Below are 12,848 nucleotides of genomic sequence, written 5' to 3' on the forward strand. Positions count from 1 at the left end.
GTGTATGTTCCGGGGCCGAGAGCCATGGAAGGGACCAAACCGGTGAACAAGAAGCTCGCGGCCGCGCTGTCCGGCGGTGCGGTACTCGTACTGGCACTGACGGGCTGCACCAGTAGCGCTGCCGACAGCAAGAACGACGCGCTGAACACCTGGGCCAAGCAGGTGTGCGACGCGGTGCAGCCGCAGGCGAAGAAGATCGAGGCAGCCAACGTCGCCATCCAGAAGGAGACTTCGGACAACAGCGAGCCGGCCCAGGTCCAGAAGACCGACGCGCAGGCCTTCCAGGACATGGCCGACGCCTACAAGGCCATCGGCCAGGCCGTGAACAACGCCGGCGCACCCGAGGTCGACAACGGCCGGAAGAAGCAGCAGGACGCGGTCAAGGAGCTCAACGGTCTGGCGGCCTCGTACACCTCGCTGAAGCAGCAGGTGGACAAGCTCGACACCAAGGACCAGGCCAAGTTCGCGGACGGCCTCAAGGACATCGCCACCCGGCTGGACAAGCTGAGCCGGACCGGGAACGACGCGCTGAAGAACCTCGAGGAGGGCGACGTCGGCCGGGCGATGGCCCAGCAGCCGAGCTGCAAGTCCGCCTCCGCCACGCCGTCCACCTCGGCCTCGTCCCCGGCGACCAGCGGCTGACGCACGCACAGACGCGCACAGACACACGCAGTCACGCGCGCAGACACACGCAAGCACACGCGCGCGTGCGCTGTCGGAGTGAGCCGACACAATGGGGGGCGTGAGTGACACCAGCCTGCCCGCACTGCCCGCCTCCGACCGACCGGACGTCGCCGCCCGGCTCCGGGATGCCCTGCTAGGCGCCTCCTTCACCGCCGACGGACTGCTGGAGCTGCTCGGCGCGCCCGCGTACGCGGCGCTGGCGCGCGCCGAGACCGTGCCCGCGCTCCGGGCCACGCGCGGCGACACGCCGCTGGAACTGCTGGTCCGGCTGTTCCTGCTCCAGCAGCCGGTGCCGTACGCGCGCGTGGCGGGCGCCCTGCCCGTCGAGGCGTGCCTGGAGACCGGCTGGCTGGTCCGCGCCGGCGCGGACGAGGTCGCCGCGACCGTGGACGTCCGGCCGTACGGCGGACTCGACGGCGAGGACTGGTTCATCGTCTCCGACCTGGGCTGCGCGGTCGGTGGCGCGGGCGGGATCGGCAGCCGCGACGAGGGCGTCGTCCTCGGGGTCGGCGGTGCCTCCACGACCCTGGCCGGCATCACGGTCCGCACGCCGGTCGGCTCCGCGCTCGACCTCGGAACCGGCTCCGGCATCCAGGCGCTGCACGCCGGCCGCCACGCCACGCGCGTGACCGCGACCGACGTCAACCCGCGCGCGCTGCACATCACCGCCCTGACGCTCGCGCTGTCCGGCGCGCGGGCGGCCGATCTGCGTCAGGGCTCGCTGTTCGAGCCGGTCCACGACGACGAGCGGTTCGACCTGATCGTGTCGAACCCGCCCTTCGTGATCTCCCCGGGCGCCCGGCTGACGTACCGCGACGGCGGGATGAGCGGGGACGATCTGTGCCGCACGCTCGTTCAGCAGGCGGGGGAGCGGCTGAACGAGGGCGGGTTCGCGCAGTTCCTCGCCAACTGGCAGCACGTCGAGGGGGAGGACTGGCAGGACAGGCTCAGGTCATGGGTGCCCCGCGGGTGCGACGCGTGGATCGTGCAGCGCGAGGTGCAGGACGTCACGCAGTACGCCGAGCTGTGGCTGAGGGACGCGGGCGACCACCGCGGTGACGCCGCGGAGTACCAGACGCGGTACGACGCCTGGCTGGAGGAGTTCGAGGCGCGCAAGGTCAGGGCCGTGGGCTTCGGCTGGATCACGCTGCGCAGGACGCGCTCCACGACGCCCTCGATCACCGTGGAGGAGTGGCCGCACCCGGTGGAGCAGCCGCTCGGCGACACCGTCCGGGCGCACTTCGCCCGCGTCGACTATCTGCGGGACCACGACGACGCGGCCCTGCTCGACGGCCACTTCCGGCTCGTGCGCGAGGTGGTCCAGGAGCAGGTCGGGCTCCCCGGCGCCGAGGACCCCGAGCACGTCGTGCTGCGCCAGAACCGGGGGATGCGCCGGGCCACCACGGTGGACACGGTGGGCGCCGGCTTCGCCGGTGTCTGCGACGGCACACTGAGCGCCGGCCGCATCCTGGACGCCATCGCCCAGCTGATGGGCGAGAACCCGCTCCTCCTGCGCGACCGCACTCCGGCCCAGATCCGCCTGCTGGTGGAGCAGGGCTTCATCGAACCGGCGCAGAAATCGGTGGAGGAACCGGCTCAGTGACCGGTTCATGCGACCGATGAGGCCTGGGCGCCCCTGAGTGCTCACCGGGCCCACAGGGACTGCCGGGACGGCGGCGAGTTCTCGTCGTTCTCGGGGCGTGTGGGCCGTTTCGATGGTGCTCGGACAAGCTTTTCGATCTTTGCCCGGGGCCGAGCCTGAAAAACGCGGGAAAAAAGTGGAGAGCTTGATTCCCATCACTTCGCGGAGGCGGTCGGAGCGCCGCCCCGGGAGAGGGTCGACTCCTGTTCACCGCGGGTTGGCGTCGTCGTCGCCCGCGGGTGTCAGCCTCCCGTACCGGGGCATCCGGGGGCGGGAGGGGACGTACATGGAGAGCGGGCCGGCGATCTTCGCGGGAACGGTGTTCTCCCTGTTCGGAGCGGCCTTGCTGGTGTGGACGGCGGTCCGGGTCCGGCACCGGGAACCCGTCGCCCACGGACTGCCCCGCACCGCGTCGGCGACCGTCGCGACCCTGGCCGCAGTGACCGCCCTGACCGTCGGCGTGTGGTGCTTCGGGCGCCTGTGACGGCCGCCGCTCCTGTCCGGTCTCCGTAACTGAGAAATCACCTTCCGCATCAGCCCGAACGGCCTGGTGAGCACTCCGGGCGGCAGGAAGGGGGGTAGTCGGGTTACCGTTCGAGTGGCCGTTGCGGGCTTTTCCCGTTTGACACGGGGGCGGGATGTACCGTCACACTCCGCAGCGTCACCACCACCCGACCCCCGGGAAATCAAGGCCTGGGGAGGCCCAAGCGTCGACCGGAGAGAAGAGCGAAGTTGTCCCCGACCAGCGAGACCGCACAGGGCGGCCGCCGACTCGTCATCGTCGAGTCGCCTGCCAAGGCGAAGACGATCAAGGGCTACCTCGGCCCCGGCTACATCGTCGAGGCGAGCGTCGGGCACATCCGCGACCTTCCCAACGGTGCCGCGGAGGTACCCGAGAAGTACACCGGCGAGGTCCGCCGCCTCGGTGTGGACGTGGAACACGACTTCCAGCCGATCTATGTCGTCAACGCGGACAAGAAGGCCCAGGTCAAGAAGCTCAAGGATCTGCTGAAGGACTCCGACGAGCTCTTCCTCGCCACCGATGAGGACCGCGAGGGCGAGGCCATCGCCTGGCACCTCCAGGAGGTGCTCAAGCCGAAGATCCCGGTCAAGCGGATGGTCTTCCACGAGATCACCAAGGACGCCATCCGGGAGGCGGTCGCCAACCCGCGCCAGCTCAACCAGCGGCTGGTCGACGCCCAGGAGACCCGGCGCATCCTCGACCGCCTCTACGGCTACGAGGTCTCGCCCGTGCTGTGGAAGAAGGTCATGCCACGGCTCTCGGCGGGCCGGGTCCAGTCCGTCGCGACACGGCTCGTGGTCGAGCGGGAGCGCGAGCGCATGGCGTTCCGTTCCGCCGAGTACTGGGACCTGACCGGCACCTTCGCCACCGGTCGGGCGGGTGACGCGAGCGACCCGTCGTCGCTGGTCGCCCGGCTGCAGACCGTCGACGGCAGGCGGGTCGCGCAGGGCCGCGACTTCGACTCCCTGGGACAGCTCAAGAGCCCGAACACCCTTCACCTCGACGAGGCCACCGCCCGCGCCCTGGCCGCCGCCCTGGAGGACACCCGCTTCTCCGTCCGGTCCGTCGAGTCCAAGCCGTACCGCCGCTCGCCGTACGCGCCGTTCCGTACGACGACGCTCCAGCAGGAGGCCAGCCGCAAGCTCGGCTTCGGCGCCAAGGCGACGATGCAGATCGCGCAGAAGCTGTACGAGAACGGCTACATCACGTACATGCGTACGGACTCCACGACCCTGAGCGACACGGCGATCGCCGCCGCCCGCGCCCAGGTCACCCACCTGTACGGCGCCGACTACCTGCCGCCGCAGCCCCGTACGTACGCCGGGAAGGTCAAGAACGCGCAGGAGGCGCACGAGGCGATCCGTCCTTCGGGTGATCGTTTCCGCACGCCCGCCGAGACCGGCCTGACCGGCGACCAGTTCAAGCTCTACGAGCTGATCTGGAAGCGGACGGTCGCCTCCCAGATGAAGGACGCGACCGGGAACAGCGTGACCGTGCGGATCGGCGGCGCCGCGGCCGACGGCCGGGACGTCGAGTTCAGCGCGTCCGGCAAGACGATCACCTTCCACGGCTTCCTCAAGGCGTACGTCGAGGGCGCCGACGACCCCAACGCCGAGCTCGACGACCGCGAGCGCCGGCTGCCCCAGGTCGGCGAGGGCGACGCGCTCACGGCCGAGGAGATCACGGTCGACGGCCACGCCACCAAGCCCCCGGCCCGCTACACCGAGGCCAGCCTGGTCAAGGAGCTGGAGGAGCGGGAGATCGGCCGCCCGTCGACGTACGCGTCGATCATCGGCACCATCCTCGACCGCGGCTACGTCTTCAAGAAGGGCACGGCCCTGGTGCCGTCCTTCCTGTCCTTCGCCGTGGTCAACCTCCTGGAGAAGCACTTCGGGCGGCTCGTCGACTACGACTTCACCGCCAAGATGGAGGACGACCTCGACCGCATCGCGCGCGGCGAGGCGAAGGCCGTGCCGTGGCTGAAGCGCTTCTACTTCGGCGAGGGCACCGGCCACGGCGGCGCCGCCGAGGCCGGCAACGGCGACGGGGACCACCTCGGCGGGCTCAAGGAGCTGGTGACCGACCTGGGCGCGATCGACGCGCGCGAGGTGTCGTCGTTCCCCGTGGGCAACGACATCGTGCTGCGGGTCGGCCGCTACGGCCCGTACATCGAGCGCGGTGAGAAGGAGACCGACACCCACCAGCGCGCCGACGTCCCGGCCGACCTGGCCCCGGACGAGCTGTCCGTCGAGTTCGCCGAGGAACTGCTCGCCAGGCCGAGCGGCGACTTCGAGCTGGGCACCGACCCGGCCACCGGCCACACGATCGTCGCCAAGGACGGCCGCTACGGCCCGTACGTCACCGAGGTGCTCCCCGAGGGCACCCCGAAGACCGGCAAGAACGCGGTCAAGCCCCGTACGGCCTCGCTGTTCAAGTCGATGTCCCTGGACACCGTCACCCTGGACGACGCCCTGAAGCTCATGTCGCTGCCGCGCGTCGTCGGTGCCGACGCCGACGGCCAGGAGATCACCGCGCAGAACGGCCGCTACGGCCCGTACCTGAAGAAGGGCACGGACTCGCGCTCGCTCCAGTCCGAGGACCAGCTCTTCACGATCACGCTGGAGGAGGCGCAGGCGATCTACGCCCAGCCCAAGCAGCGGGGCCGCGCGGCCGCCAAGCCGCCGCTGAAGGAGCTCGGCGAGGACCCGGTCAGCGGCAAGCCGGTCGTGGTGAAGGACGGCCGCTTCGGCCCGTACGTCACCGACGGCGAGACCAACGCGACCCTGCGCTCCGGCGACAGCGTCGAGGCGATCACCCCGGAACGCGGTTTCGAGCTCCTCGCGGAGAAGCGCGCCAAGGCCCCGGCCAAGAAGACCGCGAAGAAGGCCGCCGCCAAGAAGACGACGGCGAAGAAGACGGCGTCCACGGCCGCGAAGAAGACCGCGGCGAAGAAGACGACCACCGCCAAGAAGACGGCTGCCAAGAAGACCACCGCGAAGAAGACCACCGCGAAGGCGACGGCCGCCAAGGCGGCGGAGGACTGATCGCGCGGCGGATCCCTCGCGGCTCCTTTGCGAAAGGCACGCCCCGGCATCACTTTGGTGTCGGGGCGTGCGCACCTCCGGACGGTCACTCCAAGCTGTCGGTGGGTCCCGATAGGCTGAACGCATGACGCGAGCCGAGCAGCCAACGGCCCACACCTCCGCACCCGACGACGCACTCATGGCCGATTCCCGCGAGCGCGCCGTCCGTGCCCTGCTGCGCCGGCCGCAGCTTCGGCGGCTGTGGAGCGCCCAACTGGTGGGAGGCGTCGGGGACACCCTCGCGCTCCTGGTCCTGGTCGTCCTCGCCCTCCAGGCGGCGGTCGCCGCGGGTCCCTTCGGCGGTGGCTACCGGGGCGTGGCCTTCGCAGTGGCGACGGTCTTCGGAGCGCGCATCCTGGCGACGCTGCTCTTCGGCGCGGTCCTCCTCGGACCCCTCACCTCGCTCACCTCCCAGGAGGGACCGCTCGACCGGCGCTGGACCATGGTCGGCGCCGACGGTCTGCGCGCCGCCCTGCTGATCGTCGCGCCCCTGTGGATCGACTGGACGCCGGACGACGCCCTGGCCTTCCTCCTGGTCACCGTCTTCGTGACCGGGGTCGCCGAGCGCTTCTGGAGCGTGTGCCGGGAGGGCGCGGCCCCCGCGCTGCTGCCCGCCCCGCCCCCGGAGGGCGCCACGGTGCGCCCGCTGCCGGACCACATGGACGCCCTGCGCCGCCTGTCGCTGCGGACCACTTTCCTGGCGGTCCCGCTGGCGGCCGCCGCCCTGGTCGCCGCCTCCCTGCTCAACAACCTCCTGGGCACCGGCGTCGCCTGGTTCGACCAGCACCAGGCGGCCCTCGGCGCGTACGTCGCGGCCGGCCTGTTCGCCGCGTCCCTGTCCGTGCTGACCTACCTGGAACTGCCCGGCACCCGCACCCCGCGCCCGCGCTCGCCGCTGGAGGGGCTGCGCCGCCCGAAGACGGGTTCCGGCGTCGACAAGGGCCGCACGGGTGCCGTTCCGCTGCTCGTGCTCGCCTGCGCGTCCGTCGCCGGGGCGATCGCCGCCGCGGTCGCCGTCTGCGTGCTGCACGCCACGGACCTGGGCGGCGGCCCGGTGCTGTACGGGCTGGCGGTGCTCGCCCTGACCGGCGGGGTCGCCGTCGGCATCCGCACGGCGCCGAAGGCGCTGGTCTCCCTGTCGCGGCGGCGGCTGCTGGCCCTGACGATCGCGCTCACCGGCGTCGCCCTGCTCGCCGCCGGGCTGGTCCCCGACGTCACCACGGTCCTGCTGATCCTCGCGCTGGCCGGAGTGAGCGCGGGCGCCGCGGCCAACACCGGGCACACGCTGCTCGACCAGGAGGCCGAGGACTACCGCAAGCCGCGCATGGCCGAGCACCTGCACGCGGTGGTACGGGTCTTCGTGGCGCTCGGTGCCGTGCTCGCCCCCGTGGTCGCGGCCGGGATCGGCCCGCACCGCCTCGAGGACGGCCGGTTCGTATTCGCGCACGGCGGCGCCGCGTTCACGCTGATGCTGGTCGGCGCGCTGCTCCTGCCGGTGGCCGCGCTGGTCCTCGCCAAGGTCGACGACCGCTCCGGCGTACCGCTGCGACAGGACCTCGTCGACGCCCTGCGGGGCGGCGACGACCCGGTGACGGCCCCCGCGGAGTCCGGATTCTTCATCGCCCTGGAAGGCGGTGACGGCGCCGGCAAGTCCACGCAGGCCGAGGCGCTCGCCGACTGGATCAGGTCCAAGGGCCACGAGGTCGTCCTCACCCGCGAGCCGGGCGCCACTCCCGTGGGCAAGCGGCTGCGCTCGATCCTGCTGGACGTGTCCTCGCAGGGCCTGTCCCACCGTGCGGAGGCGCTGCTGTACGCCGCCGACCGCGCGGAGCACGTCGACACGGTCGTACGGCCCGCGCTGAAGCGGGGCGCCGTCGTGATCACCGACCGGTACATCGACTCCTCCGTCGCCTACCAGGGCGCGGGGCGCGACCTGTCCCCGACGGAGATCGCGCGGATCTCCCGCTGGGCGACGAACGGTCTTGTGCCGCATCTGACGGTCCTGCTGGACGTCTCGCCGGAGACCGCCCGTGAACGGTTCACGGAGGCTCCCGACCGTCTGGAGTCGGAGCCGGCCGAGTTCCACGCGCGCGTGCGGTCCGGTTTCCTCGCGCTGGCCGCCGCCGACCCGGGCCGTTACCTCGTGGTGGACGCCGGGCAGGAGCCCGAGGCGGTGACCACGGTCGTCCGGCACCGGCTCGACCAGATGCTGCCGCTGTCCGAGGCCGAGCTGAAGGCGCAGGAGGAAGCGCGGAAGAAGGCCGAGGAGGAGGCGCGCCGCAAGGCGGAGGAGCAGGCCCGGCGCAAGGCCGAGGAGGAGCGCCTGGAGCGCGAGCGCCAGGAGCAGCTGGCGCGGCTGCGCGCCGAGGAGGAGGAGCGCAAGCGGCGCGAGCTGGAGGAAGCGCAGCGGCGCGAGGCCGAGCGGCAGGCCGAGGAGGCCCGGCAGCGCGCCGAGGAGGCCCGGCGCAAGGCCGAGGAGGAACAGGCCCGGCTGCTCGCGGAGGAGCGGGCACGGGCGGAGGCCGAGGCGCGCCGCAAGGCCGAGGAGGAGCAGCGGCGCCGGCAGGCCGAGGAGGAGGAGCGGCTGCGCGCCGAGGCCGAGGCGCGGCGGCTGGAGAAGCAGCGCAAGGCCGAGGAGGCCCTGCTGCGGGCGGAGGAGGCCCGGCGGGCGGCGGAGCAGGCCACGGCCACCGCGCAGGCGGGTCCGCGCCGGTCCATCGAGCCGACGGCCGCGGCGGTGCCGCCGGAGGAGGTGACCGTGCCGACGCCGCTGGTGACGCCGACGAACGCGTCGGGTGGGCCCGCCGGCGAGACGGCGATGCTGCCGCCGGTGCGGGACGAGCGGGGGAGTGGCAAGCCGTCGGGCGAGGGCCCGGACCACTCGGCCCAGAGGGCGGGCCGGGGCTCGGGCGAGGACTCCCGGGGGACGTCGCGCGGGTCGGCGGAGTCGTGGCTGCGGACGGCGGGCGAGTCCGAGTCCGAGGTGACCGCGAAGCTGCCGAAGCCCGTGGTTCCGCCGGGGGCCGCCGACGAGACGGCCGTACTGCCGCCCGTCCCGCCGGGTGCCGCGGACGAGACCGCCGTACTGCCGTCTTTCACGCCGGGCGCCGCGGACGAGACGGCGGTCCTGCCTCCGGTGCGCGGGGAGGACCCCACGGACCGGGTTCCGCCCGGGTTCTTCCGGGACGAGCGGGGCGAGCGGTCGCCGGCCGCGCGGCCCGACCAGGGCGACGACCGTACGCGGGAGCTGCCCCAGGTCGACGCCGAGTCGGTCGCCCGGCGGCGGCCACGGCCGGACTGGGCCGAGGAGACGCCGCTCGACGATCTGCCGACCCTGGCGGACGAGCTGCTGGGCCCGCGCGAGGACGGCAAGGGGTCCGACGACGGCGACGGCGGCCGCGGGCGGGGTCGGCGGCGCTGAGCCGTCGTACGGGCACCGATCGGGGCGAGCGGGCGATCGATCGGGGCGGCGGTGCGCCTGCCGATGCGCGTGAGGCCGCCCGCCGTGTTGTCAGTGGTGCCCCGCACAATGGATCCCGCACCACGAACCATGACGAAAGGGCGGCGTGACCCATGAGCGTGTGGGACGACCTCGTCGGGCAGGAGAAGGTCAGCGAACAGCTGAGCGCCGCTGCCCGGGACGCCGACGCCCTGGTCACCGCGGCCGCCACGGACGCGCCGCCCCCGGAGGCGTCGAAGATGACGCACGCGTGGCTGTTCACGGGGCCGCCCGGCGCGGGGATCACGCAGACGGCGCGTGCCTTCGCAGCCGCCCTCCAGTGCGTGAGCCCCGACCGCGCCCTCGGCGGCGTCCCCGGCTGCGGATTCTGCGACGGCTGCCACACGGCGCTCGTCGGCACCCACGCCGACGTCAACACGGTCGCCGCCGTGGGTACGCAGATCCTCGCCGACGACATGCGGGACACCGTGCGCAAGTCGTTCACCGCCCCGGCGAACGGCCGCTGGCAGGTGATCCTCGTCGAGGACGCCGAGCGGCTGAACGAGAAGTCCGCCAACGCCGTGCTGAAGGCCGTCGAGGAACCCGCCCCGCGCACGGTCTGGCTGCTGTGCGCCCCCTCGGTCGAGGATGTCCTGCCCACGATCCGCTCCCGCTGCCGCCACGTGAACCTGCGTACGCCGTCGGTGGACGCCGTCGCCGACATGCTCGTACGCCGGGAGGGCGTCGACCCCGCCGTCGCCGCCGCCGCGGCCCGCGCCACCCAGGGCCACATCGACCGGGCCCGCCGCCTGGCCACCGACCCGGCCGCACGCGAACGCCGCACCTCCGTCCTGAAGCTCCCGCTGCGCGTGGACGAGATAGGCGGCTGCCTCAGGGCGGCCCAGGAACTGGTCGACGCGGCGGCGGACGACGCCAAGGCACTCGCGGAGGAGATGGACGCCAAGGAGGCCGAGGAGCTGAAGGCGGCGCTGGGCGCGGTCCAGGGCGGCCGGCTGCCCCGTGGCACGGCGGGCGTGATGAAGGACCTGGAGGACAAGCAGAAGCGCCGCCGCACCCGCACCCAGCGCGACAGCCTCGACATCGCCCTGACCGACCTGACCGGCCTCTACCGGGACGTCCTGGCCCTCCAGCTCGGCTCTCGCGTGGCCATCGCCAACGCGGACGTCGAGGACACCCTGGAGCGCCTCGCCCGCGGCGGCTCGCCCGAGTCCACCCTGCGCCGCATAGAGGCGATCGCCGCCTGCCGCGACGCCCTCGACCGCAACGTGGCCCCGCTCCTGGCGGTGGAGGCGATGACGATGGCCCTGAGGGCGGGCTGACGGCAACACGGAGTACACCGCATACGCCGAGTACGCCGAGAACGCCTGGACCGCCGAGGCCACTGGTCTCGACGGCGTCACTCGTACGGGGAACGCCTCGCACGTAACGCACTCATCCGATCGCGGAGAGTTACGCTCGCTGGATGCACATCAGGCGCGCCCTTCGTCCGAACAGCAGCAGAGGCCCCCGGCCCCGAACCCCGCTCCGCGCGGCCCGCGCGGGCGGCACCCTCCTGGCGGCCGCCGCCCTGCTGGTCTCGGCCTGCTCCCCCGGCACCACGCAGCGACGGACCGAGCCCGCCGCGGACGCGGCGCTGGCCGCCCTGCCGCGGGCCACGCCCCCCATCCTGTCGCCGTACTACGAGCAGAAGCCGGCCTGGCGCAGCTGCGGGGTGCCCGGCTTCGAGTGCACGACGGTCAAGGCGCCGCTCGACTACGACCGGCCCGGCGCCGGCGACGTGCAGCTGGCCGTGGCCCGCAAGAAGGCGGCAGGCCCTGGCAAGCGGCTCGGCTCACTCCTGCTGAACCCGGGCGGACCGGGCGGCTCTGCCGTCGCCTATCTCCAGCACTACGCCGGTGCCGGGTACCCGGCCGAGATCAGCGCCCGCTACGACCTGGTCGCGATGGACCCGCGCGGGGTCTCCCGCAGCGAGTCCGTGCAGTGTCTCGACGACCGGGACATGGACAGGTACACGCAGACCGACTTCACGCCCGACGACAGCAAGGAGACCGACGCGCTCGTCGCCGCGTACCGCAAGTTCGCGGAGGGCTGCGGCGCGCGCGCCGCCCGCCTGCTGCGGCACGTCTCCACGGCGGAGGTGGCACGCGACATGGACATCCTGCGCGCGGTGCTGGGCGACGGAAAGCTGAACTACGTCGGCGCCTCGTACGGGACGTTCCTCGGGGCCACGTACGCCGGCCTGTTCCCGGACCGCGTCGGCCGCCTGGTCCTGGACGGGGCGATGGACCCCTCGCTGTCGGCGCGCCAGATGAACCTGGACCAGACGGCGGGCTTCGAGAAGGCCTTCCAGTCGTTCGCGAAGGACTGCGTGCAGCAGAGCGACTGCCCGCTCGGCGGCCGCGGCGCGACGCCGAAGCAGGTCGGCGACCAGCTCGCCGCCTTCTTCCGCAAACTCGACGCCCGGTCGATCCCCACCGGTGACGCCGGGGGCCGCCGTCTCGGCGAGTCCCTCGCCACCATCGGGGTGATCGCGGCGATGTACGACCAGGCGGCCTGGCCACAACTGCGCTCGGCGCTGGCGTCGGCGATGAAGCAGAACGACGGCTCCGCCCTCCTGGCCCTCTCCGACAGCTACTACGAACGCGACTCCGGCGGCCACTACAGCAACCTGATGTACGCCAACGCCGCCGTGAACTGCCTGGATCTGCCGGCGCCCTTCACCGCCCCCGAGCAGGTGGAGGAATTCCTCCCCGCCTTCGAGAAGGCCTCCCCGGTCTTCGGCCGCGGCCTCGCCTGGAACACGCTGAACTGCGCGTACTGGCCGGTGCAGCCCACCGGTCGGCCCCACCGCATCGAGGCCAAGGGCGCGGCCCCCATCGTGGTCGTCGGCACCACCCGCGACCCGGCGACCCCCTACCGCTGGGCCCAGTCCCTGGCCCGCCAGCTCTTTTCGGCACGCCTGCTGACCTACGACGGCGACGGCCACACCGCCTACCGCCGCGGCAGCCGCTGCATCGACTCCGCGATCAACACCTATCTCCTCCAGGGCACCCCTCCGGCGAACGGAAAGCGCTGCTCGTAACCACCGCGCCGCACCCCGGCGCCCCGCCCCCAGGGGCGCCCCGGGGCGTGTGCCAAGCACCCCCGGAAACTGTGTAGACTTACCGACGTTGCCGATCGCACCATGATGCGGCAGCGCGCCGCTTTAGCTCAGATGGCCAGAGCAACGCACTCGTAATGCGTAGGTCTCGGGTTCGAATCCCGAAAGCGGCTCCCTTGGAAAGACCAGCCAGGAACGCTCCTGGCTGGTCTTTCGTCGTTCGGCCGTGGGCTCCGGAAGCGCGTGGAGGCGGCGGGCGGTGAGTGTCACGCTCACGGTGTGACTCTCGTCGTGCGTAAGTCCCGGGTTCGAATCCCGTAAGCGGTTCCACCGGAAGGACCAGCGGGAAGCTCTCT

Annotated in this window: 7 protein-coding genes and 1 tRNA gene; all 8 read left to right on the top strand. The window is 72.6% G+C overall.

What is annotated here, in order from left to right; genetic code table 11:
- Positions 1 to 24: 24 nt before the first annotated feature.
- The 8 genes from ACFY3J_RS25385 to ACFY3J_RS25420 all read left to right on the top strand — a co-directional run bounded on the left by ACFY3J_RS25385 (position 25) and on the right by ACFY3J_RS25420 (position 12,665).
- Positions 25 to 642, top strand: a complete 618-nt coding sequence (locus ACFY3J_RS25385; RefSeq protein ID WP_384174890.1) for a small secreted protein — start codon at positions 25 to 27, stop codon at positions 640 to 642.
- Between the two features lie 91 nt (positions 643 to 733).
- Positions 734 to 2,287 carry a methyltransferase gene (locus ACFY3J_RS25390; protein WP_384174891.1) on the top strand — a complete coding sequence of 518 codons (1,554 nt, stop codon included), beginning with the start codon at positions 734 to 736 and terminating at the stop codon, positions 2,285 to 2,287.
- Positions 2,288 to 2,612: 325 nt separating this feature from the next.
- Positions 2,613 to 2,810: a hypothetical protein gene (locus ACFY3J_RS25395; RefSeq protein ID WP_384174893.1), complete on the top strand. Its 198-nt coding sequence runs from the start codon at positions 2,613 to 2,615 to the stop codon at positions 2,808 to 2,810.
- Positions 2,811 to 3,058: 248 nt separating this feature from the next.
- The gene (gene topA / locus ACFY3J_RS25400) at positions 3,059 to 5,893 is read left to right on the top strand and encodes a type I DNA topoisomerase (protein WP_384174895.1); all 2,835 of its coding nucleotides are present in this window, start codon (positions 3,059 to 3,061) and stop codon (positions 5,891 to 5,893) included.
- 124 nt (positions 5,894 to 6,017) lie between these two features.
- Positions 6,018 to 9,353, top strand: a complete 3,336-nt coding sequence (tmk, locus tag ACFY3J_RS25405; protein WP_390841801.1) for a dTMP kinase — start codon at positions 6,018 to 6,020, stop codon at positions 9,351 to 9,353.
- 152 nt (positions 9,354 to 9,505) lie between these two features.
- A complete protein-coding gene (locus ACFY3J_RS25410) occupies positions 9,506 to 10,711 on the top strand; it encodes a DNA polymerase III subunit delta' (RefSeq protein ID WP_384174899.1) in 1,206 nt (401 codons plus the stop codon).
- A gap of 143 nt (positions 10,712 to 10,854) precedes the next feature.
- Positions 10,855 to 12,474 (top strand): alpha/beta hydrolase, encoded by a 1,620-nt coding sequence (locus ACFY3J_RS25415; RefSeq protein ID WP_390841802.1) that lies wholly within the window; start codon positions 10,855 to 10,857, stop codon positions 12,472 to 12,474.
- Between the two features lie 117 nt (positions 12,475 to 12,591).
- A tRNA-Thr gene (locus tag ACFY3J_RS25420) sits at positions 12,592 to 12,665 on the top strand.
- Positions 12,666 to 12,848: the final 183 nt, after the last annotated feature.

It is taken from the genome of Streptomyces sp. NPDC001231 (genome assembly GCF_042896885.1).
Lineage (GTDB): Bacteria > Actinomycetota > Actinomycetes > Streptomycetales > Streptomycetaceae > Streptomyces.